At 69.5% G+C, this 25,962-nt stretch carries 27 protein-coding genes; 12 read left to right on the forward strand and 15 right to left on the reverse strand.

The features are described 5' to 3' along the window. The first annotated feature begins 110 nt into the window (after positions 1–110). The 6 genes from ABD841_RS01340 to ABD841_RS01365 all read left to right on the forward strand — a co-directional run bounded on the left by ABD841_RS01340 (position 111) and on the right by ABD841_RS01365 (position 5,193). Positions 111–1,055, forward strand: a complete 945-nt coding sequence (locus ABD841_RS01340) for an ADP-ribosylglycohydrolase family protein (protein ID WP_344966882.1) — start codon at positions 111–113, stop codon at positions 1,053–1,055. A 259-nt stretch (positions 1,056–1,314) separates the two neighbouring features. Next, positions 1,315–2,400: a HesA/MoeB/ThiF family protein gene (locus ABD841_RS01345; protein ID WP_344966884.1), complete on the forward strand. Its 1,086-nt coding sequence runs from the start codon at positions 1,315–1,317 to the stop codon at positions 2,398–2,400. An 81-nt stretch (positions 2,401–2,481) separates the two neighbouring features. Continuing rightward, complete coding sequence (locus ABD841_RS01350; RefSeq protein WP_344966886.1) at positions 2,482–2,607, forward strand: hypothetical protein; 126 nt, start codon at positions 2,482–2,484, stop codon at positions 2,605–2,607. A gap of 115 nt (positions 2,608–2,722) precedes the next feature. Continuing rightward, positions 2,723–3,286 (forward strand): DUF6879 family protein, encoded by a 564-nt coding sequence (locus ABD841_RS01355; RefSeq protein WP_344966888.1) that lies wholly within the window; start codon positions 2,723–2,725, stop codon positions 3,284–3,286. Further along, entirely contained in the window at positions 3,283–4,488 is a 1,206-nt protein-coding gene (locus tag ABD841_RS01360; protein ID WP_344966890.1) for a hypothetical protein, read from the forward strand. The genes ABD841_RS01355 and ABD841_RS01360 overlap by 4 nt, the downstream gene beginning before the upstream one ends. Positions 4,489–4,719: 231 nt before the next feature. Continuing rightward, the gene (locus ABD841_RS01365) at positions 4,720–5,193 is read left to right on the forward strand and encodes a carboxymuconolactone decarboxylase family protein (RefSeq protein WP_344966892.1); all 474 of its coding nucleotides are present in this window, start codon (positions 4,720–4,722) and stop codon (positions 5,191–5,193) included. Between the two features lie 361 nt (positions 5,194–5,554). On the opposite strand, the gene ABD841_RS01370 is transcribed toward ABD841_RS01365, so the two are convergent. Beyond that, positions 5,555–6,466: an oxidoreductase gene (locus ABD841_RS01370; RefSeq protein WP_344966894.1), complete on the reverse strand. Its 912-nt coding sequence runs from the start codon at positions 6,464–6,466 to the stop codon at positions 5,555–5,557. A 612-nt stretch (positions 6,467–7,078) separates the two neighbouring features. Between ABD841_RS01370 and ABD841_RS01375 the strand changes: the two genes are divergently transcribed. From ABD841_RS01375 to ABD841_RS01385, 3 genes are all read left to right on the forward strand, one after another. Further along, entirely contained in the window at positions 7,079–7,621 is a 543-nt protein-coding gene (locus ABD841_RS01375) for a TetR/AcrR family transcriptional regulator (protein WP_344966896.1), read from the forward strand. A 141-nt stretch (positions 7,622–7,762) separates the two neighbouring features. Then, entirely contained in the window at positions 7,763–8,608 is an 846-nt protein-coding gene (locus ABD841_RS01380; RefSeq protein WP_344966898.1) for a hypothetical protein, read from the forward strand. Beyond that, positions 8,605–9,618: an AfsR/SARP family transcriptional regulator gene (locus ABD841_RS01385; protein ID WP_344966900.1), complete on the forward strand. Its 1,014-nt coding sequence runs from the start codon at positions 8,605–8,607 to the stop codon at positions 9,616–9,618. The genes ABD841_RS01380 and ABD841_RS01385 overlap by 4 nt, the downstream gene beginning before the upstream one ends. A 45-nt stretch (positions 9,619–9,663) precedes the next feature. Here the strand turns inward: ABD841_RS01385 and ABD841_RS01390 are convergent, their stop codons facing one another. The 14 genes from ABD841_RS01390 to ABD841_RS01455 are packed head-to-tail and all read right to left on the reverse strand — an operon-like array spanning position 9,664 to position 23,969. Further along, positions 9,664–10,410 carry a thioesterase II family protein gene (locus tag ABD841_RS01390; RefSeq protein ID WP_344966902.1) on the reverse strand — a complete coding sequence of 249 codons (747 nt, stop codon included), beginning with the start codon at positions 10,408–10,410 and terminating at the stop codon, positions 9,664–9,666. After that, positions 10,407–11,831 (reverse strand): class I adenylate-forming enzyme family protein, encoded by a 1,425-nt coding sequence (locus tag ABD841_RS01395; RefSeq protein ID WP_344966904.1) that lies wholly within the window; start codon positions 11,829–11,831, stop codon positions 10,407–10,409. Before ABD841_RS01395 ends, ABD841_RS01390 begins: the two co-directional genes overlap by 4 nt. Positions 11,832–11,848: 17 nt before the next feature. Then, positions 11,849–13,570, reverse strand: coding sequence for a beta-ketoacyl-[acyl-carrier-protein] synthase family protein (locus tag ABD841_RS01400; protein ID WP_344966906.1), 1,722 nt, complete (start codon positions 13,568–13,570; stop codon positions 11,849–11,851). Further along, on the reverse strand, positions 13,567–14,073 hold the full coding sequence (locus ABD841_RS01405) for a 3-hydroxyacyl-ACP dehydratase FabZ family protein (protein WP_344966908.1): 507 nt from the start codon (positions 14,071–14,073) through the stop codon (positions 13,567–13,569). The genes ABD841_RS01400 and ABD841_RS01405 overlap by 4 nt, the downstream gene beginning before the upstream one ends. A 30-nt stretch (positions 14,074–14,103) precedes the next feature. After that, the gene (locus tag ABD841_RS01410; RefSeq protein WP_344966910.1) at positions 14,104–14,367 is read right to left on the reverse strand and encodes an acyl carrier protein; all 264 of its coding nucleotides are present in this window, start codon (positions 14,365–14,367) and stop codon (positions 14,104–14,106) included. Beyond that, the gene (locus ABD841_RS01415; RefSeq protein WP_344966912.1) at positions 14,364–15,740 is read right to left on the reverse strand and encodes an acetyl-CoA carboxylase biotin carboxylase subunit; all 1,377 of its coding nucleotides are present in this window, start codon (positions 15,738–15,740) and stop codon (positions 14,364–14,366) included. Before ABD841_RS01415 ends, ABD841_RS01410 begins: the two co-directional genes overlap by 4 nt. Further along, complete coding sequence (locus ABD841_RS01420) at positions 15,737–16,198, reverse strand: acetyl-CoA carboxylase biotin carboxyl carrier protein (protein WP_344966914.1); 462 nt, start codon at positions 16,196–16,198, stop codon at positions 15,737–15,739. The genes ABD841_RS01415 and ABD841_RS01420 overlap by 4 nt, the downstream gene beginning before the upstream one ends. Beyond that, a complete protein-coding gene (locus tag ABD841_RS01425) occupies positions 16,191–17,858 on the reverse strand; it encodes an acetyl-CoA carboxylase carboxyltransferase subunit alpha (RefSeq protein WP_344966916.1) in 1,668 nt (555 codons plus the stop codon). The genes ABD841_RS01420 and ABD841_RS01425 overlap by 8 nt, the downstream gene beginning before the upstream one ends. A 40-nt stretch (positions 17,859–17,898) precedes the next feature. Further along, on the reverse strand, positions 17,899–18,351 hold the full coding sequence (locus ABD841_RS01430; protein ID WP_344966918.1) for an SRPBCC family protein: 453 nt from the start codon (positions 18,349–18,351) through the stop codon (positions 17,899–17,901). A gap of 1 nt (position 18,352) precedes the next feature. After that, positions 18,353–18,631 (reverse strand): phosphopantetheine-binding protein, encoded by a 279-nt coding sequence (locus tag ABD841_RS01435; RefSeq protein ID WP_344966920.1) that lies wholly within the window; start codon positions 18,629–18,631, stop codon positions 18,353–18,355. Between the two features lie 34 nt (positions 18,632–18,665). Continuing rightward, positions 18,666–19,874: a ketosynthase chain-length factor gene (locus ABD841_RS01440; protein WP_344966922.1), complete on the reverse strand. Its 1,209-nt coding sequence runs from the start codon at positions 19,872–19,874 to the stop codon at positions 18,666–18,668. Continuing rightward, the gene (locus ABD841_RS01445; RefSeq protein WP_344966924.1) at positions 19,871–21,136 is read right to left on the reverse strand and encodes a beta-ketoacyl-[acyl-carrier-protein] synthase family protein; all 1,266 of its coding nucleotides are present in this window, start codon (positions 21,134–21,136) and stop codon (positions 19,871–19,873) included. Before ABD841_RS01445 ends, ABD841_RS01440 begins: the two co-directional genes overlap by 4 nt. Continuing rightward, positions 21,136–21,537, reverse strand: a complete 402-nt coding sequence (locus ABD841_RS01450; protein WP_344966926.1) for a cupin domain-containing protein — start codon at positions 21,535–21,537, stop codon at positions 21,136–21,138. Before ABD841_RS01450 ends, ABD841_RS01445 begins: the two co-directional genes overlap by 1 nt. A 14-nt stretch (positions 21,538–21,551) precedes the next feature. After that, positions 21,552–23,969: a methyltransferase gene (locus ABD841_RS01455; protein WP_344966928.1), complete on the reverse strand. Its 2,418-nt coding sequence runs from the start codon at positions 23,967–23,969 to the stop codon at positions 21,552–21,554. Positions 23,970–24,112: 143 nt separating this feature from the next. On the opposite strand from ABD841_RS01455, the gene ABD841_RS01460 reads away from it, so the two are divergent. Genes ABD841_RS01460 through ABD841_RS01470 form a run of 3 tightly spaced genes read left to right on the forward strand, consistent with a single transcriptional unit; the run spans position 24,113 to position 25,956 of the window. Next, positions 24,113–24,823 carry a class I SAM-dependent methyltransferase gene (locus ABD841_RS01460; protein WP_344966930.1) on the forward strand — a complete coding sequence of 237 codons (711 nt, stop codon included), beginning with the start codon at positions 24,113–24,115 and terminating at the stop codon, positions 24,821–24,823. Positions 24,824–24,836: 13 nt separating this feature from the next. After that, positions 24,837–25,142 (forward strand): antibiotic biosynthesis monooxygenase family protein, encoded by a 306-nt coding sequence (locus tag ABD841_RS01465; protein WP_344966932.1) that lies wholly within the window; start codon positions 24,837–24,839, stop codon positions 25,140–25,142. Between the two features lie 4 nt (positions 25,143–25,146). Then, positions 25,147–25,956 (forward strand): cyclase family protein, encoded by an 810-nt coding sequence (locus ABD841_RS01470; protein ID WP_344966934.1) that lies wholly within the window; start codon positions 25,147–25,149, stop codon positions 25,954–25,956. Positions 25,957–25,962 lie beyond the last annotated feature (6 nt).

A 25,962-nucleotide genomic window follows, 5' to 3' on the forward strand; every position in this document is an offset into this window, starting at 1 on the left:
TGAACGTCCCCCGGTGAGGACGCCTCTCCCCGCACCACTCGCGCTCCGGGTTTCACGGCGCCCATGCCCACTGAGGAAGACTCACCTCATCATGAAAGGAACGTCAGCAGATGAAAGCGATGTCAGTCCGTCATCCTGCGCATGCCGCAGCCTCTCTCCACGGCCTGGCCGTCGGTGACGCCTTCGGTTCCCAGTTCTTCGTCCTGGCCAATTACCGGGGTTTCCTCGAACGCGTGCCTCCAGCCGGTCCATGGCAGTGGACCGACGACACCCAGATGGCGTGCTCCGTCTATCGCGTCCTGGCCGACCACGGCGTCATCGACCAGGACAGGCTCGCTGCGAGCTTCGCGACCCGTTACGACCTGTACCGCGGGTACGGCGCGGCCATGAACCATATGCTCCACCTCGTCCGTGAAGGCGGTGACTGGCGGACGCTTTCGGCGGGGCTGTTCGACGGCAAGGGCTCGTGGGGTAACGGCGCCGCGATGCGGGTGGCACCACTCGGCGCCTGGTTCGCCGGCGATCTCGCCCAGGTCGTCCGGCAGGCCACCCTGTCGGCGCAGGTCACCCACACCCACCCCGAGGCGGTGGCCGGCACCATAGCCGTGGCCGTGGCCGCGGCGACGGCCGTCACGGAACCCGGTCTCTCTCCGGAGTCGTTCCTCGACAGGGTCGGAGAACACGTGCCCGCGGGCCTGGTCCGCGACGGCATCGCCGAGGCCCGGCGGCTTCTCACCGCCGACGAGCCCGGAGCTGTCGCCGAGGTGCTGGGGAACGGGTCCCAGATCGGTGCGCACGACACGGTTCCCTTCAGTCTCTGGGTCGCCGCTCGTTACCGTCATGACTTCGAAGCGGCCATGTGGACCACCGCGGCGGTCGGCGGCGACATCGACACCACCTGCGCGATCGTCGGCGGCATCGTCGGGGCTTCGGGGGGCGTCGCCCGCCCGCCCCTGGAGTGGAGAAGGAGATGCGAGCCGCTGCCGGACTGGGCGGGCGTCCCACCGCTCGACTCCGAACCGGACGCCTCGGGCGGTTCTCGGCCGTGGCACTGAGGCTCGGTGGTGCCGAGGCCCCGGCGGCTTCGGCCCCGATTACCAGCTCCTCTCGCTCTCGGGAGAAGGACACACCGCACCGCCGATATCGGAGACACGGGCGATGGAGTGTTGTTGTTCGTGCAGGACGGTGACCTGTCTTGTCTGGAGTTCTACACGCCGGGTGACGCGCCCGCCCGTCTTCCCCGGCCTGGGCGTCTCAGCGTGCGTTCGCCCTTGACACCTTGACCTTCATCCGGGTTGATCCGATTATCGTTTGGTGATTCTTCCTCGTGTTAAGCCGGAGCATGCTCCTTATCGCCTGGGGGATTCCCGTGTCCGGATAGGCGGAAGTGTCTATGGCATCGCAGCGGAGATCGAGGATCCCGAAGGGCTGGCCTGGGCGGCGCTGAACCTTATGGACGGCACCCGTACGCCGGCTGAGGTCACCGAGGAAATCGCAGCCCGGTACCCGGAACTGTCGGTGGCGACGGCGACGAAAGTCGTGAATGCTCTCGTGGAGTCGGGATATATCGAAGACTCCGCCCCGCCGGTTACCGATGAGCTGACTGCCCGGGAGCGAGAGCGCTACCGTCGGAACAGGGAGTTCTTCCGGTGGGTCGATCTCAGGCCGCCGGGGCACTCCTGGGAGTCCCAGATTCGGCTGAAGGACGCGCGAGTGGTGGTCCTCGGCCTCGGAGGGACCGGCAGTCATGCTGCGTGGTCTCTGGCGGCCGCCGGTATCGGGCACATTCACTGCGTCGATCCGGATACCGTGGAGCTGTCCAATCTGAACAGGCAGATTCTCTACACCGAAACAGATCTGGGTTTACCGAAGGCGGATGTCGCGGTTCGGCGGCTGAAGGCCGTGAATTCCGATATCACGGTCACCGGTGACCGTCGCCGAATCGATATTCGGGAGGCGATGGCCTCGCTGTTGGCCGACTGCGACGTCCTGGCGCTGTGCGCAGACGAGCCACGAGGGGCAGACGGGCTCCGGCATTGGGCCAACCGGGCCTGCATGGCTGCGGGAATTCCCTGGGTGGGCGGTGGCTACAGTGGACCTCTGGTCACTGTCTGTACCGTGGCGCCCGGTGGCCCGTGCTTCGAGTGCCTTCAGGCCGCCGCGTCGGAAGAGCAGAGGCGACAAGGGCGGGAGACTCCCGTGGAGCTCGGCTGGCCTGGCGTGCTGGCCACCACGGCGGCTCTCTCCGGCCAGCTCACAGCGCAGGCGGTGATTTCGCTGATCACCGGGATTCCCGGCATCGCCCCCGGGTTCCTGGCGGGGCTCAATGTTATTGCTCCCGACCACCACGTTTTCGCAAGATATCGTCGGAGAGAAGACTGTTCCGTGTGTGCGAATTGACGGTACCGGGACAATTCGTTGACAGGGAGAGTTTTGCGGTGGGAGCATCATCTCGCGTGATGTCAACCATTGAGGAGCGTCATGGACGTTGACGACGGCACCAGAGAAAACGACCGGGACGAGACGACTCCGCTGCCGATCGAGATCCGCAGGCTGGACAAAATCGAGACGACGGGCTTCCCGGCGAGCAGCGGAAACTCGAATTAGTCGTCGATGGTGCGTCCGGGCAGGCCGACAGCCCTGTCCGGACATCCTTGCACGGCATGGGGGATTATTGGTGAAAGATATATTCGACCGCGTCAGGAGCGCTCCGGGTGAGACCTTGTCCGCCAAGGACTATCGTGTCGACTTCGTCACCGAATTCGAGATGAAGACTGGAGTCATCTGGAAGCTGGAGCGTGCGCAGCACTTCGACGAGAGGGGCCTGCCCAGCTGGGAGGCGTTCGCCCGTGGCGACTGGGATCGCTCCCTTGCTCTGATAGAGGACATGCGTCGGGAGTTTGCCGCCGACCATCCGGAACGTATTGACTTCCGCCGGATACGCGTGGTCGAGGAACCGGTGTCACCCTACGTTCACTGGGAGCTTGCCGTGCTCAGGGTCCGCGCGCAGGAGGGTGAGCACAGCAGGGTCATTCCGGCGTCGGCCGTGGCCGACTTCGAGACCGGTCATCCCATGCCGGAGCTTGTGGCGTTCGGCCCGTCTCTCATGTACGAGGTGCTTTACGATCGCGAGGGCATTCATACCGGTGGGCGTCGCATCACCGACTCGGGCGTGATCGAGCCCTGCCTTCCCGTACTCGCGTCGCTGTATGAGCAGGCTGAAGACCTCGTGGAGTACTTCGATCGCGTCGTTGCGCCGCTGTCCCCTCCGCGGCTCGTGTCTTGAGCGCAGTCAGGTTCCACACCTTCGGAACCCGCCGGGACGGGAACGAGTGGATCATCGGCCGGCTCGGCTCAGGCCAGTTCATGGTCATCCCCCGAGAGGGGCTGCGAGCGATCGAGCTGCTCCAGGAGGGGCTGTCCCTGCGGAACGCCCAGGAGCGGCTCCAGGCCGAGACGGGCAGGCTGCTTGATGTCGAATCCTTCGTGGCCGAGCTGGCCGAGTCGGGACTGGTAGCGGAGATCGGGGGTCATCCCATCGAATCACTCTTGCCCGAGCCGACGTTTCCCCGTCTCCGTCCGCATCACGTCCGCTGGACCCTGCATCCGATCACGCATGTCGCCGTCGCCGTCGTGATAGCCGCGGGCTTGTCCGCCGTCCTGCTCCGTCCGAGCATCCTGCCTGATTGGCGAGCGATGATATGGAGTGAGCACGGCTCGCTCGTGATCCTCGGGCAGACAGCACTCGCGTGGGTTGTCGTTCTGTTTCACGAACTGGCGCATCTGGCCACTGCTCGTGCCGCCGGTGTCCCGGGCACGATCAGCCTGAGCACGCGTTTGCAATTCCTCGTGGCGCACACCGACGTGTCCGGTATCTGGTTGGCGCCCCTCCGTGTTCGGGTCACCGTCTATCTGGCCGGCATGGCACAGGATGCCGCGATCTGCGGCGCCGCACTGGTACTGATTTTCTTTCACGGCCCCCATCCTCTGTTGTCGGTTCTTGTGCTCACCGGGTTCGGCTGTCTGGTCGCCCAGTTCCTGCTGTTCATGCGTACCGACCTTTACTTTCTGCTCCAGGACCTCACCGGTTGCCGGAACCTGTACGGCGACAGCGCTGCTTATCTGCGATACCTGATAACCATGCGTAAACGTCCTGACCCGCTCGCCCGGCTGCCCGGGCGAGAACGCGTGAGCGTACGCGGTTACGCGGTACTGCTCGTCGTGGGGACGGGTGCCTGTCTCGCCTTCGCCGTGATGGTGACCTTGCCGATCGCGATCTCGCTGGTTTCCCGGGCGGTGCACACCCTCGTGACCGGATCCGGGCTGGTTTCGTTCCTTGACGCAACACTGGTGCTGGGCCTCGTGGCCGCGGTCGAACTGATGTGGGTCACCGCGTGGTGGCGCCGCCATGGTCACCGCGTACGTACTTTTCTTTCGGGCAGATCTCATCCTGCGACTCACCATCGTCAGAGTCGAGCGGGTGCATGACGACCCCGGACAGGAACGGCCGCGCGTGGACTCGATCACCAGCGCCGTTCAGAAGAGGCCGGGCGACCGTGACGAGCGGGGGCGACGTCTCGGCCGCGGTCCTGAACGTCGTCGTGGGTGGTCCCTGCCGCGGTACGACAGGGGAGACGCACGTCACATTCGTTCCTGTCACATCTTGCCGAGCTGTTCCGTCAAAGAGGTGTACTCACCAACAACGGCAAGGAGTGCACCATGGATGCTCGCTTGAACCTCCTCGGTAACCCGGTCGCCGCCAAGTTCCTGAGGCACATCGTCTCGGCAGGCAAGGTGATCTCGGACTCGACGCTGCCGGCCGCGACGCAGGAGCTGGTGAAGATCCGCGCCAGTCAGATCAACGGCTGCGGTTTCTGCACCGACATGCACACCAAAGAGGCCGCGCACGCCGGGGAAACGTCGGTGCGCCTCAACCTGATCGCGGCCTGGCGGGAGGCCAAGGTGTTCACCGACGCCGAGCGCGCTGCCCTGGAGCTGACGGAGCAGGGCACCCGCATCGCCGACGCGGCCGGCGGTGTCACGGACGAGGCCTGGGCGAATGCCGCCAAGCACTACGACGAGGACCAGCTCGCCGCCCTGGTGTCTCTCATCGCCCTCATCAACGCCTTCAACCGTGCGAACGTCATCGTCCGGCAGCCCGCCGGCGACTACCAGCCCGGCCAGTTCGGATAACGAGGAGCACCTGGCCGGGACCGCCGGTGCCGTCTCGCACCGGCGGCAGCGCACACCCCGGGCTCCCCTCGTCGGGGCCCGGGGCGTTGTTCTGGTCCGCCCGGTGGTCCGGCTGATCCAAGCGAGTCGGCCTGGGAGCGCCGAGCACCAGGTGAGATCGGAGATCCGCGGCGAGCTGTGCGCGTCCACCGGGGATTGACATCACCGCCGCTCATGGTTGGAGACCAGCCATGCTGGAAGGCCGGAGGCTGACCCGGGCCTTGCTGTAGTGTCGGCGCCACGTGATTGTGATCGTTCCATGCCTGGTGCGCATAGCCTGCAAAGACGCGCGCCAACCGTGCGTGGCGTGCGAGGACGCAGATCACAGTGCTGATCGCGTTCCCCGGAACTCGGGGTCCTCCCCTTCGTTCTCCGCCCTGTCGGGCACGTGCCGGGCTTCGTCGGCGGGGTAGTCGGCCGAGCGGCTCACGTCGGCCCACTTGTCGGTCTCGGCGGCGCGGACGTCGGCGGCTTTCCGGGCGAGGGTGACGGCGTCGCTGCCGAGGAGGAGCCGTCGGGGCGGGTCGTCGGTGCCGACCACGTCGATGATGATCTTGGCGGCGCGGGCCGGATCGCCGGGCTGGGTGCCGTCGGTCTCTCGCCGGTAGCGGTTGATGGCGCCCACCGTCTCCTCGTAGTCGGGGCCGACGGGGTGGATCTCCATCGAGGAGCCCTGCCAGTCGGTGCGGAACGCGCCCGGCTCGACGATGACGACCTTCACGCCGAACGGTGCGACCTCGTTGGCGAGCACCTCGGAGAAGCCTTCGACGGCGAACTTCGCGCTCTGGTAGGCGCCCATCCCGGGTGTGCCGCCGACGCGTCCGCCGATGGAGGAGAACTGCACGAAGACTCCCGACCGCCGGGCGCGCAGGACGGGCAGCGCGGCGCGGGTGACGTTCACGACGCCGAAGAAATTGGTCTCGATCTGGGCGCGGAAGTCGTCGTCCGCCATCTCCTCGATCGGCGCGCTGTTGGCGTAGCCGGCGTTGTTGACGACCACGTCGAGCCCGCCGAAGGCGTCGGTGGCCGCCTGCACCGCGCGGGAGGCCGCGGCGGCGTCGGCGACGTCCAGCGCGACAGCCAGAACCTGCTTGCCGTGGCGGGCGACCAGGTCGGCCAAGTGCTCCGGACGGCGTGCGGTGGCGACGACCTGGTCGCCCGTCTCCAGAACGGCCTCGGTGAGATGGCGCCCGAAGCCGCGCGACGCCCCTGTGATCAACCATGTCCTGGTCATCGGTTGTTCCTCCGTCTGATGTTCTCACCGTCGGCGGGAGCGTCTCCGTCGCTACGCCGGGCGGTCAGGTTCACCTTCTAAATGTCTCATTACAGTAGCATTTGTATCGTCTTGATTCACATATATGTGTCACTAGTCACTCTGTGTGGCATAGGGGTGGGCATGTTGGACAGGTGATGGCCTCGATGGCACCTCAGGTCGCGTACGGCGGTGCGAAGAGCGTCCATGGCCGTCCGCGAGAGGATCGGGGCACGTCGGTCACTTGACGGTGAGGCGCGGCGAGCGCCCGCCGCGGCACCGGTCGGTTCCAGCCGCGGCACCGGTCACGTGGTCGATCGGGGGACGGGGGCCCGGTATTCACCGCTCTCCGAAGAACCATGTGGCAGGCGGGGTCTGGAAAACCCGGATCGGGCGCTCAGGTCCGTGGAACCGGCCGGTTCGCGGCGAACGCGGGCCGTCTCGCCACGGGCCTTTCCGCTGTTCGGCACCGTCGCGGCAGGTGGCGATGCGTCCTCGCGATATGCGTCACGCATGTGACACTTAGCTCTGCATACTTCCTTGTGAAGTGTCATGATTATCTCTATATGACACATTGCCGAGTATCTTGGAGAGGTGAGAGCAGACGCGACACGCAACCTCGAACGTGTCTTGAGCACGGGCGCTCGCCTGCTCGCCGACGATCCCTCGGTGAGCATCGCCGCCATCGCCGCTGCGGCGGGAGTGGACCGCCGCACGGTCTACCGGCGCTTCGCCTCCCGCGAAGAACTGCTGGCCGCCGTGTACCAAGCACGGTATGACGCGGTCGAGAAGGCCATCGAAGCCGCCAGACTGCGCGAGGCCCCGGTCGCGGTCGCGTTGCACCTCTACGTCGAGGGGATCATCGCGGTCAACCGCAGATGGCCGGTGGAAACGAGCCGCATGCTCACCGAGGAGACGATCCGCGAGCGCCGCCGACGTTTGATCGACGAGGTCGACCTCTTCCTGCGGCGCGCCACCGACGAGGGCCTGCTGCGGTCCGACCTGCCACCCGGCTGGGTGGCCAAACTACTGCCGTCACTGATGCTGTACGCCGCCGAGGAACTGTCCGCGCTGAGCGCCGCACAGGCCGCCGACGTGGTCGTCGACACACTGCTGCGGGGCGTCGGCGTTCCGTAGGCCGGCTCACCACGCCCTCCGGCGCATACGCGTTGTCAACGTTGTATACGCAGGCGGTGCCTATGGTCGTGCGCCATGTCGAGTAACCCGATATCCCCCGAACCACCGCAGACACCGCCACTTCCGGATGACCACTCCCCCGTGCCGCAGGAGGACGAAGGCGGTGTCCTGGAACTGCTCGAACGCATCGGATCCGTCGTGGTGCCGATCGCGGTGGCGCTCTACGCGGTCCTCTACATCGGCATCGAGCAGATGTACGCCGTCTTCGGCGTCAACCCGCAGCAGGTGGGCGTCGACCAGGCGGTTCTGCTCGGCCGCATGATGAGCACCCTGGTCCTTCTCCTGCTGATCGCGGCCCCGACGCTCGGCGTCGTCGTCGGCCTCGGCTGGCTGGTCGACAAGATCACTCGGGGTGCGGCCCACAGGTTCGTGCGGAGGATCAGGGCGCGGCCCTGGATCGCCGCGGCACTGGCGGCACTGTGGTGCGGGGCGACGTACTGGGGCACTCTTCTCCTCTTCGGTGAGCTGGAGCTGTTCGTCATGGTCGTCGTGGCGGTGGGGCTGAGTGTGCTGGCCTTCCTGGTTCCGTTCCGGCTGCTGCGCCGTAAACCGGTCGGACGCGCCGGCGCGAAAGTGATCGTCGGCGGCATGACCGGGATCGGCCTGGGCTTCCTGCTCATCCTGGGACTCGTCGAAGGCGCGGTCGAGGTCCAGGAGAGCGGCCAGGCCAACGAGCTGTTGAACGCCGTCGGTTTCCAGGACCAGTGGGCGGTGCTCAAGAGCGCCGAGGACGACAAACCGCTTTACGACGGCCGCTGGATGATGCTGCTGGGCGAGAGCGACGGCACATACGTCCTGTACGACTGCGACAAGATGGAGACCTTCCGCAGGCCCATGGAGACCACCAACCTCGGCCAGATCGAGCTCGGCCCCGAGCGCGAGGCCGGCTTCACCTGCGGAGGCCTCGCACAACAGAGCAGCCCGTGACATCGATCGGCGAGCTGGTCGACGGCCTGTGGGGCGAGCAGGCGCCGGCCACTGGCGAAGCCGTCATCCGGACCTATGTCTCCCGGATCCGGCGGCTGCTGGCCGCGCACGGACTGGACTCGGCGATCAGCTCCCAGTCCGGGGGTTACATGCTCGACCCGTCGCTGTTCGCGCTGGATGCCACCGAGTTCGCCGATCTGCTCGAAACCGCCCGGCAGGAGCGCGTGAACGGCGACCTCCCAGCGGCCGTAAAGCTTCTGGAACAGGCGCTCGGCCTCTGGACGGGCACGGCACTGTCCGGGGTCCGGTACATCTCGTCGGCGGGCGAGGAGGATGTGCGGTCGGTCGGGGCGACTCCCGCCGACCACGACGAGCTCGTCACCATGGCCCGCGAGATCCACGGCGAGTTCACGGCCGCGTCCGTCCGATTCTGGCTGGACCGTCAGCCACGAGCGTTCTCCCTGCTCCGGTGCCGCAGGAGCAACCGCCTGCGGGCCTTCATGAGCTGGCTGACCCTGCGGACGCCGGATCGGGAGGAACTGGAGGCCGACCCTGTCGTGGGGGACGTCTGGTACGACGTGAGCCGGCGCATGGCGATGCCTCCCGGGGCGCACGTCGCGGTCGCGCGACATCTGATCTGCCCGGCCTTCGAGGCCGGGCCCTCTCCCGTCATGGACGTGTTCCAGGCGCGGATGATGCGCGGCTGGTTGCACGAACCGAGCTTGGCGGCCTCGTACCTGGTCGTCGCGAACGGGCAGTTGTGGCGGCCGTTGATGGAGTATCTGGGCCACTACGAGCTGGAGTACGGGCAGGCGGAGCATCCGCACGCGATCTTCGGCCATGACTGGCTGGCCGACCCGCCGGAGGAATGGCGAGACCACCACCTGGACGAGGAGCTGTGGGCGGGCCGGGGCCTGGATCTGTTCCTCCGCCGGGACACGTCCGGTGCGGACGCCCACCGGGCGTGGGAGAAGGAGGACCGGGATCAAAATCCATGCGCTGGATTTTGACGCGGTACAGGTGATCCGCGGTCGACTCTTCGGCCGGTGTTCCGATCACACGGTGCGGTCCGGCGGTGAACCCCACCCGCCGGAGTACTCCCGCTCGCGTGCCAGGAACGGTCTCAGCGTCTCGGCGAGCTCACCGACGCGTTCGAAGATCGAGAAGTGATGCCCGTCGTGGCGCACGACCGTGCACTCCCGCTGCGTGCAGTGCGCCCAGCCCGCACCCGCGTCCGGGGCTACGAGCGGGTCCTCCCGTCCCTGGACCACCAGCAACGGAGCGGAGATCCGGCGCGGTGGCGAGCCGGGGTCGTAGGAGACGGTGTTGCGCAGGTCGGCACGGATCAGCGGCATGAAGAGCGTGGCGGCGATCGACGGGCTGAGCCCGGCCGGCACGCCACCCACGGTCCGGAGCGTCTCGAACAGCTCCAGGTCGGTCAGCTCCAGGGCGTCATCCCCCCAGTTCGCCCTCGTCTGCGGCGGGTTGCGGCCGGAGACGACCACCAGGCGTGGTCCGTCGCCCGCCGAATCCTCGATGATCGCGGCCATCTCGTAGGCGATGAGGCTGCCCATGCTGTGCCCGAACAGGATGTACGGCCGGCCCGCCGCTCTCTCCCGCACGCTACGGGCGAGATCCATGGCGGCCGCACGCACCGAGGGCGCGACCGGTTCGGCGGAGCGGGTGCCGCGGCCCGTGAGCTCCAGCGGGACGACCTCGGCGTCGTCGGCGAACCACTTCTGCCAGCCACGGTAGACCCGGGCTGAGCTGCCGGCGTAGGGCACGCAGAAGAGCAGTGTCATTTGTGGAAGTCCTCAGAGTCGGCGGCGACGATCCGGATGGCTCGGGGGCGTTCGGCGGGCAGGAGCAGGGAGTTGAGTTCCGACCGGAGCCTCGCCTCGGTGTCCGGCCGCGGGTCGGTGACCGTGATCTCCAGGTCGAGGGAGTTCTCGCCGGCCGCGTCCTCGGCCAGCCGCGGTACGCAGCGCACGACTCCGGCGACGGCGTTGACCGTCTGCCGCAGGCCGCTGAGCGAGACCTTCTCGCCGCGGATGATCGCGAAGTCCGACATCCGGCCGCGGAAGTAGTGGTAGCCGTCCTCGTCGATGGCGAAGACGTCGCCGGTGGCGATCCGGTTCGGGGCGATCAGGGTGCGCCCGGCCGCCGAGCCGCCGATCTTCCTTTCCAGCACGGTGTCGGACTCCACCAGAAGCTCACCGGTCTCCGGTCGCAGGGACGTCCGTACCCCCGGCAGGGGCAGGCCGACGGAGGCGTGCCGGTGGGCCGGTTCGGCGTGCGCGGCGAGGGTCAGGACACGCGGGCCCGCCTCGGTGAGGCCGTAGGTGAGGTACAGCTCGCCGTCCGGCCTGGCCGACAGCAGCCGGGCGACCTGAGCCGGGTGGAGCTGGTCCCCGCCGATGGTCATGACCCGGGGACCCGGCGACGGCGGGGTGCCGTGGGCCAGGAGTCTGCGGGCCAGCTCCGGGGTGATGGAGGAGTGGGTGACGCCGTGGGCCGCGATGGCCGACGCGTAACCGGCCGGGGTGAAGGGCGGGCCGGTGACGATGATCCGGGCGCCCGTGACGTAGGCGGCCAGCACCTGGGCGACCATCGCGTACGAGTAGTACAGCGGCAGGTTGACCAGCACGGTGTCGCCGGCCGTCATGCCGACCGCCGCGGCGTGGCGGCGGGCGTTGCGCAGCAGCGCGTCGACGCGGTGCAGGCAGGCGCTGAAGGCTCCGGAGGTGCCGGAGGTCGACATGAGCACCTGTCCGGCCCGGTACGGCGGGGCGGTGCCGGCCTCGGCTCGCGCCCGCCCGCCCCGGCCCGCCGGCGTGTCGCCGCCGAGCAGCACCGCCTCGACCCCGCCCATGGCCTGGCTGGTGGCTGCGCCGTACCTGTCCGGGTCCGGTCTGGCGGCCAGCAGGGCGCGCGCTCCCAGCGTGTCCGCGAGCCGCCTGATCCGGGTGGGCGGAGTCCTGGGGGGGATGGCGATCGGGACGAGGCCGAGCAGCAGGGCGGCCAGATACGTGCGAACCGTGCGCATGGAGTTGGACAGCGCGACGATGACCGCGTCGCCGGGGTCGAGGCCGAGCTTCGCCAGGTCGTCCAGGGTGCCGTCGATCCCTTCCCGGGATGCCGGGCCGTCCAGGTCGGCCGACCTGGCCAGGAAGTCGGCGACCGGCCTCGTGCCCAGCGGGGGTCCGTGGTCTGTGGCGGACATCGGGAGCGTTCCCTTCTTCATGCCGTCGTGGCCGGAGCGGCGATCGGGGCGGTCAGGAGGGCGCGGGGATCGGTGCCCGGCTCCGCGGCGGCCTGCAGCACGGCGCACCGGGCGGTGTGTCCCCCGGGGTGCGCCTGATGCCGCACCGCGATCACGTAGCGGGCCCGGCCGGAGCCGAGCCACGACTCCGCGACCGTCAGAGCGGTGTCGACGGTGCTGTCGTCGGCCGCCGCGAGGACCAGCGACGGTCCGCGCAGGCCCCATCGGATGCAGGTGAGCCCGGCCAGGATGCCCGGGTTGGCACCGGCGAAGCGGAGTGGCGAGACCCGGCCGTGGGTGGCCGCCTGGGCTGCGAGCGCCCCGTTGGTCGGCATCAGGTGGGTGCCGGTGAGCACGATCACCGCCACGTCGTTCCGGGCGGCGAGCACGTCCCGCTCGCAGCCGCTCCCGTCCAGGGCGGCCTCGACCGCCGCGGCGACCAGCCAGGCCACCGGGTCGGCGTAGAAGGCGGGGCGGTTGACGGAGCGGGCGGTGGGATCCTCGACCGTGATCGCGCCATGGCCGGCGACGGCCGGCCGAGCAGGCCGGGCGATCCCTGTTCCCGCCCTCGGCTCCTCCGGTCCGCTCTGCCCGCACGAGAACCGCACGCAGGTGTTGAACCCGCCGAACCCCAGCGTCAGGCTGAGCCCGGCCCCGCCGTGCAACTCCTGCGCCGTGCCGTCCGCCAGCCGCAGCGTGAAGCCGGGCATTGGCGAGTCCAGCCCCGCGAGCGGCGGTGTCGCCCGGTGCCGCAGCGCCAGGACGGTGGCGATCGCCTCGATCGCGCCGGTGGCGCCCAGGCTGTGGCCCAGGGCGCCCTTCGTGGCGAAGACGACCGGGTCGCTCTCGGATGCGGCGAAGAGTTCGTGCAGGCTGGTCGCCTCCACCTCGTCGCTGACGGGGGTGCCCGTCCCGTGGGCGCACACCACGGCGACGTCCGCGGTGCCGCCCGGGCATCTGCGCACCGCGGCGACCACGCTGTCACCCGTGGGATCGGGGGCGGTCAGGCTGGTGGCGTCGTTGGCGGAGCCCACGCCGTCCAGGCGGGCCAGGATGCGAGCGCCCCGCGCTCGAGCCGGTCCCTCCAGCTCCAGGACGAGGAATCCCGCGCCTTCACCGAGCACCATCCCGTCATGACCGGCGTCGAAGGCACGCAGCCCGGTCCGGCTCATCGTGCCGAGCGCCGAATGCCCCAGGCGCTTGACCTCGCTCAGCACGTCGGCTCCGCCCGCCACGCAGATCCGGGCCCGGCCACTCCGCAGCAGCGCCTCCGCGACGAGCAGGCTGTCGGCTCCCGCGGAACAGGCGGTCGTCACGCACAGCGGGGCACCCGGATGCCCGAGCCGGTGCGCGACCTCCCGGGTCCAGTGCCGTTCGGGCTCGTCTTCCGTGTCGAGCTGCCCTCCGAAGCTGGTGCCGAGTACAAGCGTCACCGAGGGGTCGTCCGCCGCGACCCCCGCCTCGGCGAAGGCCCGGGCCAGCGTGCGGACGGCGAGGGCGATCTGCCGTTCCTCCGGAGCCAGGGACGCGTACGGCGGGAACGGCACCTCCCCGGCGAGCAGCGTGCGGAGCCGGTGCGGCGAGCCGACCGGGACGACGCCGGTGGCGCCCGCGCACAGCAGGCGCCACACCTCGTCGAGCCCGTCCCCGAGCGGCGTGGTCCAGGCCATCCCGGTGACGACGACCACGGGCGCATTCACCACAACTGCCGGCCCATCGCGGCGACCTTCGTCCGGGTGAGCGTCCCCTTGAAGGCGGCGACCGTCGCGCCGCCGACGAACGCGCGGCACGAGAAGAAGAACGCCTCGCCGCGCAACCGGTCAGCCCGGACATCGAAGACGACCTGGTCGCCCGGGACGACCGGCTTGGTGAAGCGGGCGGTGACGGAGCCGATGAGGGTCATCTCGTCCTCGGCCAGCGGCCCGGTGCTCAGCAGGTAGAGGATGATGCCCGACTGGGCGAAAGCCTGCATGAGATGGCTGCCGGGGTAGATCGCACGTTCGGGGAAGTGTCCCGCGATCGCGTCGAGGTTGCCGGAGACCGACAGCAGGCTCTTGAGGAACACTCCGGGCTCGTGGTCGGTGACCCGGTCGATGTAGATCATCGGGTGGCGGTGGCGCAGCCACTTCTTGATCTCGGTGAAGCCGAGCGCGCGGTCGGCCGAGGACTGATCCGCCTGCGGTGACGCCGTCCGGAGTTGCATGGGGGCGATCCCTTCTTGCTCCATGGAAAGTCAGCCGACCATTTCCCGGTCCTTGAGGAGACGCTCCACCAGCGCCTTGACCCCGCCGAGCGTGGTGAAGTGCTCGGGTGAGAAATCGTCGTCGTCGATGGTGGTCCCGAAAGCCTGCTCGATGCAGACCCGCAGCTCGACGTAGCCGAGCGAGTCGAGGCCGTAGGTGTCGCGCAGGCTGTCATCGAGCTCCATCCGCTCCGCCGGGATGTCGACGAGAAGGTCGGAGATGAGAATTCCCTTGATGGTCTGCAGGACGTTCACTGGTTTTCTCCAATAGGGCTGGATTCATTTGTCAACAAGTCGACGAAAGCAGTGGAATGCCTGGCGGCCACGAAATCCGGCTGGGCCAGCAGCCGCCGCAGCAGCGGGATCGTCGTGGCCACCCCGGGCCCCTCGACGGCGAACTCGGCCAGCGCCCGGTCGGCGCGGACGATCGCCTGCTCGCGTGTCGGCGCCCACACGATCACCTTGGCCAGCAGCGAGTCGTAGTCCGGTGGGATCACGTCGCCCTGGCTGAACCCGGAGTCGACCCGCACCCCGGGACCGCCCGGCGGATGGTAGGAGGTCAGGCGGCCGGGCGTGGGGCGGAAGCCCGCCGACGGGTCCTCGGCGTTGACCCGGCACTCGATGGCGGCGCCGGTCAGCGCGACCTGATCCTGGGTGATGCCCAGGGGTTCGCCGGCCGCGACGCGGATCTGCTCTCGCACCAGGTCGACGCCGGTCAGCAGCTCGGTGACCGGATGCTCCACCTGGATGCGTGCGTTGATCTCCATGAAGGTGATCCCGCCCGCGGCGTCGAGCAGGAACTCCATGGTCCCCGCCCCGGTGTAGCCGACGTGGCGCGCACCGGCCACGGCGTACTCGCCGAGCCGCTCGCGCACCCGCTCCGGCAGCAGCGGTGAGGGCGCCTCCTCCACCAGCTTCTGGTTACGGCGCTGCAGCGAGCAGTCGCGGTCGCCCAGGTGCAGGACGTTGCCGTGCGTGTCGGCCAGGAACTGGACCTCGACGTGACGCGGGGCGTGGACCAGGCGTTCCAGGTAGACCTCGCCGTTGCCGAACAGCTGGCGCGCCAGCGCGGTCGTGCGCCGGTAGACCTCGCGCAGCTCGGCGCGGTCGCCCGCCGACTCGATGCCACGGCCGCCACCACCGGCGGCGGCCTTGACGATGACGGGGTAGCCGATCCGTTCGGCCACCTCCTCGGCCTCGGCCTGCGTCGCCACGGGGCCGTCGCTGCCCGGCAGGATCGGCAGCCCGGCCGCGGCGAGCAGGGCGCGGACCCGTGCCTTGTCGCCCACGCACTCCATCACCTCCGGGCCGGGCCCGATGAAGACCAGCCCGTGGTCGGCGCAGATCCGCGCGAAGTCCGCGTCCTCGGAGAGGAACCCGTAGCCCGGGTGGACGGCTTCGGCGCCGGTGCGCAGGGCGGCCTCGATGATCGCGGGCGGGTAGCGGTAGCTGCGCTTGGCGGGGGCGGGCCCGATGTGCACCGCCTCGTCGGCGTAGGCCACGAAGCGGGCGTCGCGGTCGGCCGTCGAATAGACGGCGACCGTCGCGATGCCCAGCTCGCGGCAGGTCCGTGCGATGCGGAGGGCGATCTCACCCCGGTTGGCGATGAGGATCTTGCCGAAGCTCACGGCTCCTCCGCCCTGATCCGCACCAGCGCCTGGCCGTACTCCACGGGCGTCCCGTCGCCGGTCACGACCTCGACCACCTCACCCGCCAGGTCGCTCTTGACCGGGTTCATCAGCTTCATCGCCTCGACGATGCCGACGGTCTGTCCCGCCCGCACGTGCTCCCCGACCTGGACGTACGGCGGGGCGCCCGGCTCCGGCGCCACGTAGAAGGTGCCGACCAGCGGGGCGGTGATCTCGCGCAGACCGGCGTCGTCCGCTTCCGGTTCCTCCTCCGTCGCCGTCACCGGCGGCGGCGGGGCAGCGGATGTGTTCCCGTGCGCCCACGAGATGTCCAGCGCCCACTCGCCCACCCGCAGCGAGAGGCTCGCCAGCGGACCCGGTACGGTCTTGACGATGTTGCCGGCCTCTTCGCGCAGCAGGCGGAGGGCCGCGTGCCGTTCGTCGGTGTGCTCAGTCATCGGCGATCATCCCCAGCACCCGGAAGCGTTCGTAGCGATGTTTGCGCAGCTCGTCGCCGCTCAGCCCGGCGAGTTCGCGCAGGGCCTGCCGTACCGCGGCCTTGAGGTGCCCGGCCGCGGCGGCGGGGGCGGCCTGGGCGCCGCCGGGCGGCTCGGGCACGATGCCGTCGACGATGCCCAGGCGGAGCAGTTCCGGCGCGGTGATCCGGAGCGCCTCGGCCATGTGCGGGCCGTGCGACGGTTCGCCGAACAGGATGGTGGAGCAGCTCTCCGGGCTGATCACGGAGTAGACCGCGTGCTGGAGCATGAGCACCTGGTTGGCCACGGCCAGCGCCAGTGCTCCTCCACTGCCGCCCTCGCCGATCAGGACGGAGACCACCGGCACCGGCAGTTCCGACATGCCGGCCAGGCACTCCGCGATCGCCCAGGACTGCCCGCGGTCCTCGGCGCGGATCCCCGGAGCCGCGCCCTGCGTGTCCACGAGCGTGACCACCGGCAGGCCGAGCCTGCCCGCCAGCCGCATCAGCCGCAGCGCCTTGCGGTAGCCCTCCGGGTGGGCCAGCCCGAAGTTCCTGACGACCAGCTCGTCGGTGTTGTGCCCCTTCTGGTGCGCGATGACCATGATGGGGCGGCCGTCGAGGAGCGCCGGGCCGCCGACGACGGCGGGGTCGTCGCCCTCCAGCCGGTCGCCGTGGAGTTCGACGAAGTCCGTGCAGATCTGCCAGATGTAGTCCAACGCGGTGGGGCGGCGGGTGTCGCGGGCCAGGCGCAGCGTCTCGTACGGCGCCGGTTTCCCCGGTGATTCCGCCGGCGCCTCCTGCGGTTCTTCCGGTGACCGCTCTCCCGCGGTGACCTCGGCCGCCTCCACGGCCGAGGTCACCGCCAGCAGCCTGGCCAGCAGCGGTCGCAGGCCGTCCCTGGTCTCGACCCGGTCGAGCAGGCCGCGGCTCTTGAGGTACTCGGCCGTCTGGAAGCCCGGCGGCAGTTCCTCCCGGGTGGCGGCCGCGATCACCCGGGGTCCGGCGAAGCCGATGCGCGCCCCGCGTTCGGCCACCAGCACGTCGCCCAGCGTCGCGAAGGAGGCGGTGACCCCGCCGTAGGTGGGATCGGTGAGCACGCAGACGCTGAGCAGTCCGGCCTCCTGCAGCGCGCGCATGGCCTGGGCAGTCTTGGCCATCTGCATGAGGGAGACCGCGCCCTCCTGCATGCGGGCCCCGCCGGAGGTGGTGGCCAGGATCAGCGGGACCCGCTCGCGCAGCGCCGTCTCGTAGGCGCGGGTGACCGTCTCGCCGACGGCCGAGCCCATGCTGCCGCCCAGGAAGGCGAAGTCCATCGCCGCCACCACGACCCGCCGGCCGCCGATGGTGGCTCCGCCGTACAGGATGGCGTCCTGCAGCCCGGTACGGCTGCGCGCCTCGGCGAGCCGCTCGGGGTAGGGCCGCGAGTCCGCGAAGCCCAGCGGGTCGCCACCGCTGACCTGTGGCGCGGGGGTGAAGGAGCCGGGGTCGGCGATGGTGTCGATCCGTTCCCCGGCGGCGAGCCGCTGGTGGTGCCCGCACTCGGGGCAGACGCGGTGCGATCGCAGCAGCCGCGGCCGGTAGATGAGCATGGCGCATTCCCGGCACAACTCCCAGCCACCGGCATTCTTCGCTATGGCCATGGGCAAGACTCCTCGGTCGGTCAGGAGCGTCGGGGCGCGCTCAACCGCGCGCCGCCGCTTCGATGGCTTCCTTGATCAGCTTCAGCTGCACGGCCGAGTTGGCGTTGATGCGGTCGGCCATGCCCGCGTCGTCGACCGGCATCTCCGGCTTCAGCTCGAAGTCCTGCACCCAGCGCAGCAGGACTCCTTCGTCGGTCTGGAGGTACTCCCAGAACAGGAACATGTACTTGAACGGCCCGAGCTCGACCCGCTGGGAGCGCGCGGTCCTGGTGGCGGGGTCGGCGGTCCGGTCCGACACCCAGCTCCACACGACTCCGTTCTCGTCGGGGTGCATGGAGAGCCGGAACCGCACGGTGGTGTCGGTCCGGTGCAGGATCTCCGCCGCGCTGTACTCGCTGAACAGCTTCGGCCACGACTCGATGTCGTTGGTCATGTCCCACACGAGGTCCATGGGCGCGGCGATCGTGATGGCATTGTCGGTGTGTGCTGACATTTCAGGACCTCACTGCGTTGTCCGGGGTGGCGGCCAGGAGGGTGTTGATGTACTCGATGGCCTGCCGCGGCGTGCGCAGGTGGTCCATCGTCTCCTCCGAGACTTGGATGCCGTGCCGGCGCACCAGCTGGGAGACCAGCTCGTACTTGGCGAGTGAGTCGTAGCCGAGGTGCTCGAACTCCTCGTCGGCGGTGCTCTCGGTCAGTTCGTCGGCGTCGTCGACGCGCAGCATCGACCGCAGGTCCTCGAAGGTGAAGGCGCCGGTTGCGGGCTCTGACATGATGTCGCTCTCTCCTCGTCGAATCGGTGAAGGGTCATGCGCCGAGCACGACGGCCGAGACGAAGCCGCCGTGCCCGCGGGCCAGGACCATCGCGTGCCGGACCGTGTGCGGACGTGGCTCGTCCAGCACGAGGTCGAGGTCGTAGGAGCCGGGAACCGAGGTGGTCGCCGCGGTGTGGGGCACGCAGCCGTGGCGTATGGCGAGCAGAGCCGTGACCAGGTCGAGCCCGCCGCCCCCCGCGTGAAGCCGTCCGGTGAGCGCCTTCGGCACGGTCACCGGGACGCCGCCGCCGCCGAACACCTCGCCGATGGCCCTGGCCTCGTCGGCGTCGTCCGCGGGGACGGCCATCCCGTCCGCGAACACGACGTCCACATCCCGCGGCCCGATTCCGGCGTCGTCGAGCGCCCGCTCCATGGTCCGCCGGAGCGCCGACGGGCGGCCGGTCCACGGGGCCGGGTCGAAGCCCGCGGCGTGGCCGAGCACGGTGCCGTGGATCCGCGCCCCCCGCCGCTCGGCTTCGGCGGCCGGTTCCACGATCAGCATGGCACCGCCCTCACCGGGCACGTAGCCGGCCGCCGAGGCGTCGAACGGGCGGTAGGCGTGCTCCGGTTCGTTCACAGTGGACAGGCGGCCCGAGGTGAGCTGGGCCGTCAGTCCGTAGGGGCACAGGGAGGCGTCGGTGCCGCCGACGATGGCGGCCTTCACCTCGTCCCTGACCAGGCGCCGCGCGAGCGCGACGGCGTCCAGGCCGCCCGCCTGCTCGGCGCAGAGCACCCCGGCCGGCCCCTTGGTGCCGTGGCGGATCGAGATCTGCCCGGAGGTCGCCGCGTAGAACCAGGCGATGGACTGGTAGGGGCTGACCCACGAGGGGCCGTGCTGGTAGAGCCGCTCCATCTCCTTCTGGCCGAACTCCGTGCCGCCCGACGAGCTCGCCGTGACCACGGCCACCGCGTACTCGGGGAGTTCGGCCGGGTCGAGCGCGGCGTCCTGGAGCGCGGCCTGGGCCGCGCTCAGCCCCATCTGGGTGAAGCGGTCGGTCTCTCTCACGAAGCGGGAGGGCATGGTTCCCCTCGCCACGTAGTTCTCAACCTGGCCGGCCACGCGGACCGGGTAGGAGGCCGGATCGAAGCGGTCGATGGGGCGGATCCCGCTGCGGCCCGCGAGGACCGACGACCAGTGCTGGTCCAGGCTCTGGCCGGTCGGTGCGACGACGGCCATGCCGGTGATCACGGGCGCGTTCATGGGCGGACCGCTCCGGGTGCCGCCAGCAGGACGGCGGTCTGGAATCCGCCAAACCCGCTGCCCACGTTGAGGATCACGTTCATGCGGTGATCGCGGGCGACCAGCGGGACGTAGTCCAGGTCGCATTCCGGGTCGGGCACGTGCAGGTTGGCCGTGGGCGGCACCACCTGGTGTTCCAGGGCCAGCACGCAGGCCGCCAGCTCGATCGAGCCGATGGCCCCGAGGGAGTGGCCGACCATCGACTTGATGGAGCTGATCGGCACCCGGCGGGCGTGGTCGCCGAGGCTGTCCTTGAACGCCGCGGTCTCGTGCCGGTCGTTCTGCTTGGTGCCCGACCCGTGGGCGTTGATGTAGTCCACGGCGGTGGGGTCGAGCCGGGCCTCGCGCAGGGCGACGCGGATCGCCTCGGCCATCTCCCGGCCGTCCGGTCGCAGGCCGGTCATGTGGAAGGCGTTGTTGCGCTGGCCGTACCCGACCAGCTCCGCCTGGATGCGGGCGCCGCGCGCCCGCGCCGCGCTCTCCTCTTCGAGCACCAGGATCGCGGCGCCCTCGCCGAGGACGATGCCGTCCCGCCGGGCGTCGAAGGGGCGCGAGGCGTGCTCGGGGTCGTCGTTGTTGACCGAGGTCGCCTTGATCGCGTCGAAGCACGCGTAGGTGATGGGTGACAGGGGCGCGTCGGTCGCGCCGGCGATGACGATGTCGGCCGAGCCCTCCTCGATCAGCCGGGCGCCCATGCCGACGGCGTCCAGGCCGGACGTGCAGCCCGTGGAGACCAGCTGGACCGGTCCCTCGGCGCCCGCCTGCCAGGCCACCTCGGTGGCCAGCGTGCTGGGCACCATGTACCCGTACAGGTGCGGGACGCCGTAGGTGTGGTCGACGAGCCACTGGCGGCCCTCGTCGGACAGGACCCGGTACTCCTCCTCCAGGGAGATCGTGCAGCCGACCGCGCTGCCGAGGCTGACCCCGACGCGGGCCGGGTCCACGCCGGACAGGTCCAGCCCGCTGTCGGTGAGCGCCTCCCGCGTGCACACGACGGCGAACTGGGCGGCGCGGTCCATACGGCGCGTCTCGCGCTCGGTCAGGCCCGCCGCGCGCGGGTCGAAGTCGACCTCGGCGGCGAGCTGCGACCGGAACGGAGCGGGGTCGAACATGGTCAGGGTGCGGGTCGCGCTCTGGCCTCCGGCCAGGAGCTTCCAGAACGCGTCCCGCCCGACGCCACCGGGGGCGAGCACCCCCATCCCGGTGATGACGGCACGTCCCATCACGGCTCTCCCACGGACGGAAGGGGCTCTGTGTCGACGTGGCCGAGGTCGGGCCGGGGCGCCAGCGGCGAGAGGTGGAACACGACGTGCGCCGTCGAGCCGCCCACGTTGGCCAGGCGGTGGCGTTGCCCGATGGGCACCAGGAACGAGTCGTCCGGGCCGAGGGCGATCGGCTCGCCCTCCACCTTCAGTTCGAGCTCGCCCCGGATGACGTGGATGAACTCCTCCGAGTACGGGTGATAGTGCTCGCTCACGTACTCTCCGGGCTGCAGCAGCACGGAGCCGCCGAAGCCCGACGTGGCGCCGCAGGTCTTCTGGCTCAGCGTCACCCGGATCTCGCCGCCGCGGTGGCGGTTGGGCGTGACGTCGGCGGCGTTGACGACCTTCGTGGTGGTTGTCATGTCTCAGGCCCCGTTCAGTGGTCGAGGGAGTGGCCGATGAGCAGGCACATGGGAGAGGTGGTGTTGATCGTCTCCGCCAGGCGGAGGCCGGAGCGCTCGAAAAGCTCGGCCATCTCCGTCCTGGTGCGTTCGCGGCCGCCGCGCAGCACCAGCATCTGCAGGTCCAGGAAGGCCGCGCGCTTGTCGCCCGTCATGAGCTGCTCGACCACGACGATCCGGCCCCCGGGGCGCAGGGCGGCGCGGCAGGCCCGGAGGATCCTGGCGGCCGAGTCGTCGTCCCAGTCGTGCAGCACCCGGTTGAGCACGATGGTGTCGGCTTGCTCGGGCAGCGACTCGAGGTAGTCGCAGTCCACCACGTCCAGCCGGCCGCCGAGCCCGGCCTCCCGCGTCTTCTCGCGGACCTTGGCGGTGACCGCGGGCCGGTCGAGCAGGACCCCGGTCAGCGACGGGTCGCCGGCGAGGATGTCGATCAGCAGGGTGCCGTGGCCTCCGCTGACGTCGGCGATCCGGCCGGCGCCGGAGAAGTCGTAGGCGTTCAGGATCGTCCGGTTGAGGAAGCGGGACAGGCCGGTCATCGCCTGGTCGAAGAGGGCTCCGTCCTCGGGCGACATGGTGTCGAGGAAGTCCGGCAGGCTCGTGCCGACTACCTGGTCGAGAGCCGGCTTGCCGTGCCGTACCGAGTATTCGAGCTGCGACCACGCCTGCCACTGCCAGGTCGAGCCGAACAGGCGGGCGACGGCTCCGACGGAGTGCGGGTGGCCGTCGGCCAGGACGGCCGACAGCGGCGTCTGCTGGATCTTGTCCTCGCCGGTGCGGGCGAAGAAGCCGACCGTGCTGAGCGCGGAGATCAGCCGGCCCAGCGCCGCGGGCTCGCAGCCGCACTCGGCGGCGAGCTCGGCGAGCGTGCGCGGCCCGTCACCGAGCTGCTCGGCGATCCGCAGCTGCGCCGCGACCTGCAGGGCGCGGGCGATCCACATCCCGTTCAGGAGCTCGAGTACGGCGAGCGGAGCGAAATGCCCCTGCTCCCCGGTCTCCTCGGGCTCCTGCTCGGTCTCGGCCTGCGGCGGGATGTTCTGGTTGCCAGCGAAGACGTTGGCCGGGTCGTAGCGCCGCTTGAGCTCGACCAGCCGCTCGTACTTCTCCGGTCCGAAGGCGGCCTTGATCCGGTCCCCGCCCTCCTTGCCGATGAAGTTGAGGTAGGCGCCGCCGGTGCTGTACGGCTGGATCGCGCGGTGGAACTCGCGGGTCCAGGAGATCTGCCGCTCGGAGTCGGCCGGGTCCTCCCACATGGACAGGATGTGGAGGTTGAAGGGCGCCTCGCGCTGGCCGAAGGCCATGGCGTCGTTGTCGACGCGGGCCAGCGCGCCGCCCAGCGGCATGAGGAGCGTCTGCGTGAAGCGGGAGGGCACGCTCTGGGTGAAGCGCACGATGTGGTCGATCGCCTCGTCGGGCAGTCCGGCGAGGAACTCGGCCTTCCAGTAGTTCTGCATGCCCTCGTGGGTGCCGGGTTCCAGCAGGCCCTGCAGGTCCGTGTAGGAGATGGGCGCGACCATGTCACGCACGGGCGGGCCGAACTCGCGCAGCGGCCTGAGCACCTCCTCGCCCTCCGCGACGGGGCCGAAGTAGGACAGGACCGCGCCCACGACGGGCTTGCCGCGCGCGAACTCGGGGACGAACGGCTCGTCCGGCGCGGAGATGAAGGCGAGCCCGGCGCCGACCTCGTCCGGCGCCGTCGCCATGAAGTCGCGGAAGTGCCGGATGAGCTCGGCGACCTGGAATGGCGGGTACATGACGAGCCCACCGAGGACCTGCGGCCCGACCGGGTGGAGCCGGAACTCGAACTCGGTGACCACGCCGAAGTTGCCGCCGCCGCCGCGCACGCCCCAGAACAGCTCCTGGTTCTCCGTCTCCGAGGCTCTGAGCACCTTGCCGTCGGCGGTGACGATCTCCACGGAGGCGAGGGAGTCGCAGGTGAGGCCGAGCTTGCGTTCCAGCCAGCCGCTCCCGCTGCCGAGGGTCAGCCCGGCCACGCCCGTGCCGCGTATCCGGCCGCCGGTGACGGCCAGCCCGTACTTCTGGGCGGCGGCGTCGAATTCACCCCAGTTGGCGCCACCCCCGACCCGGGCGCGTCGGCTGTCGGGATCGATCGTGATGGAGTTCATCGGCCGCAGGTCGAGGCAGACCGAGTCGTCGAGGACGGCGTCGCCCGTCACGCCATGGCCGCCGGCCCGCACCGACAGCGGCAGGCCCTGCCTCCTGGCGTGGGCGATTCCCTCGACCACGTCGGACGGTGAAGCGCAGCGGATGATGAGACGGGGCCGGTGGTCGATCATGCCGTTGAACACCTTGCGGTATTCGTCATAATGCAGATCACCGGGTCTGACCACACTGCCCTGAATGCGATGTTCGAGGGGCGACTCGTCAGAAGGCATGATTCTCCCTGGGACGGAGGGGTTAGCGGAGAACGCGTGTGCCGGCTAGTGGAGAACGCGTATGCCAGTCAGACGCAGGCGGCCGGAACCTGATACATGAGAAGTATTCGGTATCTACGGCCGTGCGGCGCCGTCTGTAGGGTATGCCTTACACGCCGAGCGTCAGTAACAATGGTTATGAGCCCGAGCGGCGCCTGGAGCCGGACGACCCGGCATACGCGGGCCAGGCCGCCTACACGCCGTTCTTTCTGAAATACGTCTACGACCCCCTGGTCGTCCGTTTCCAGAACAGGTTCACCTGGCGCTGCCCCAGCAAGGCCCTGCTCGCGCTTTATCGCGCGAACGTGTCGAGCGACCATCTCGACGTCGGCCCCGGGACGGGGTGGTATCTCAACAGGTGCAGGTTTCCGACCGCGGAGCCGAGAATCGCTCTGATGGACGTCAACCCCGACGTTCTCCGCCGCGCCGCCGAGCGAATCGCCCGGCACCGGCCGCAATGCATCCGGGCCGATCTGCTGAAACCCGTCCTGCTGCGGAAAGGGCAGTTCGACTCGGTCGCCCTCGTCCATGTCCTGCACTGCCTGCCGGGCAACATCCAGGACAAGGCGCAGGTCTTCGACCAGCTCGCGCCGCTGCTCAGGCCGGGCGGCAGGCTGTTCGGCTCGACCATTCTCAGCCTCGGGGTGCCCCAGACCAGGCTGTCGCGTTCGCAGCTCGGCTACATGAACAAAATGGGAGTCTTCGCCAACGAGCAGGACTCCCTGGAGGATCTCGAAAACGTGCTGGCGAAGCGATTCACCAATGTCACGCTACACACCCGTGGCAGCGTCGCGCTGTTCTCTGTGACTGTCTGAGGAGGAATGCCGGATGACCGTTCGCATGATGCTCTTCTCGACCGTGGACGCGGAACGGGAGCAGGAGTTCGAGGCCGCGTTCAGCAAAGTCAGGGAACGTGTCGCCACCATGCCGGGGCACGTCAGAGACGAGCTCCTCCGCCTGGAGGGCACGGCCGGGTCCTATGTCCTGATCAGTGAATGGGAAAAGCGCGAGCAATTCATCGAGTGGCTGGAGTCGCCCGCCCACGACAGCATGACGGCGGAAATGCGGCCGTTCTTCCTCCGACCCAGCGAGATGCGGTTCTACTCGCTCCGAGTTCCCTTCCCGCGAGGCTGATCCCATGCATCTGATCGACCTGAGCATGACCATCGCCCAGCACCCGGACGACCCGGGAGTCCGGGATATCGACCGATGGACCCACGACAGCGGGCCGGAACGGCTGGGTAATGCTGCTAAATCGCTGATCCAGCAGATCGCCGAGCGTGAGGGCATTTCTCCCGCGCCTTTCCTGGAAAGGGAGCACTTTCCCGGCGGCGTGTTCATGAGCAACGAGATCGTCACCCTCAGCGTGCACGGCGGCACCCATGTGGACGCTCCGTATCACTACGGGCCGTCGTCGGCGGGCCGGCCGGCCAAGACGATCGAGGAAGTGCCGCTCGAGTGGTGCTGCGGCCCCGGGGTGCGGCTGTCGTTCCGCGACAAGCGGGCACTTGAGGTCATCACCGCCGACGACGTCCGGCGCGAGCTGGACCGGATCGGCCACCGGCTCAGGCCGCTCGACGTGGTCCTCATCGAGACGGGCTGGAGCGAGCGCTGGCCGGACCCCGAGTACTACTCCGCGCACCCGGCGATGTCCCCCGAGGCGATCGAGGTCATCGTCGACCACGGCGTGAAGCTGATCGGGATCGACACCGCCGGTTTCGACCTGCCGACCGCCCACATGATCGAGCAGTTCGTGAGGACGGGTGACTCCCGGCACCTGTGGCCCTGCCACATGTTCGGGCGCGAGCGCGAGTATCTGCAGATCGAACGCATGGCCGGCCTGGGCCGCCTCCCCGGGCCCACGGGCTTCACGGTGTTCTGCGCCCCGGTCCGGGTCCAGGGCGCCGGCGCCGGCTGGGCGCGGCCCGTCGCATTGATCGACCAGTGAACCGCG

It is taken from the genome of Streptosporangium fragile, from assembly GCF_039534445.1.
GTDB classification, from domain to species: Bacteria; Actinomycetota; Actinomycetes; order Streptosporangiales; family Streptosporangiaceae; genus Streptosporangium; species Streptosporangium fragile.

Excerpts from the sequence above, each read along its gene's own strand:
- ABD841_RS01425 (WP_344966916.1), bottom strand. The coding sequence starts at position 17,858 with ATGGCCATAGCGAAGAATGCCGGTGGCTGGGAGTTGTGCCGGGAATGC.
- ABD841_RS01340 (WP_344966882.1), top strand. The coding sequence starts at position 111 with ATGAAAGCGATGTCAGTCCGTCATCCTGCGCATGCCGCAGCCTCTCTC.
- ABD841_RS01390 (WP_344966902.1), bottom strand. The coding sequence starts at position 10,410 with ATGACACTGCTCTTCTGCGTGCCCTACGCCGGCAGCTCAGCCCGGGTC.
- ABD841_RS01460 (WP_344966930.1), top strand. The coding sequence starts at position 24,113 with ATGCCTTACACGCCGAGCGTCAGTAACAATGGTTATGAGCCCGAGCGG.
- ABD841_RS01450 (WP_344966926.1), bottom strand. The coding sequence starts at position 21,537 with ATGACAACCACCACGAAGGTCGTCAACGCCGCCGACGTCACGCCCAAC.
- ABD841_RS01435 (WP_344966920.1), bottom strand. The coding sequence starts at position 18,631 with ATGTCAGAGCCCGCAACCGGCGCCTTCACCTTCGAGGACCTGCGGTCG.
- ABD841_RS01440 (WP_344966922.1), bottom strand. The coding sequence starts at position 19,874 with ATGAACGCGCCCGTGATCACCGGCATGGCCGTCGTCGCACCGACCGGC.
- ABD841_RS01365 (WP_344966892.1), top strand. The coding sequence starts at position 4,720 with ATGGATGCTCGCTTGAACCTCCTCGGTAACCCGGTCGCCGCCAAGTTC.
- ABD841_RS01395 (WP_344966904.1), bottom strand. The coding sequence starts at position 11,831 with ATGTCCGCCACAGACCACGGACCCCCGCTGGGCACGAGGCCGGTCGCC.
- ABD841_RS01455 (WP_344966928.1), bottom strand. The coding sequence starts at position 23,969 with ATGCCTTCTGACGAGTCGCCCCTCGAACATCGCATTCAGGGCAGTGTG.
- ABD841_RS01470 (WP_344966934.1), top strand. The coding sequence starts at position 25,147 with ATGCATCTGATCGACCTGAGCATGACCATCGCCCAGCACCCGGACGAC.
- ABD841_RS01430 (WP_344966918.1), bottom strand. The coding sequence starts at position 18,351 with ATGTCAGCACACACCGACAATGCCATCACGATCGCCGCGCCCATGGAC.
- ABD841_RS01370 (WP_344966894.1), bottom strand. The coding sequence starts at position 6,466 with ATGACCAGGACATGGTTGATCACAGGGGCGTCGCGCGGCTTCGGGCGC.
- ABD841_RS01405 (WP_344966908.1), bottom strand. The coding sequence starts at position 14,073 with ATGCAACTCCGGACGGCGTCACCGCAGGCGGATCAGTCCTCGGCCGAC.
- ABD841_RS01420 (WP_344966914.1), bottom strand. The coding sequence starts at position 16,198 with ATGACTGAGCACACCGACGAACGGCACGCGGCCCTCCGCCTGCTGCGC.
- ABD841_RS01350 (WP_344966886.1), top strand. The coding sequence starts at position 2,482 with ATGGACGTTGACGACGGCACCAGAGAAAACGACCGGGACGAGACGACT.
- ABD841_RS01445 (WP_344966924.1), bottom strand. The coding sequence starts at position 21,136 with ATGGGACGTGCCGTCATCACCGGGATGGGGGTGCTCGCCCCCGGTGGC.
- ABD841_RS01465 (WP_344966932.1), top strand. The coding sequence starts at position 24,837 with ATGACCGTTCGCATGATGCTCTTCTCGACCGTGGACGCGGAACGGGAG.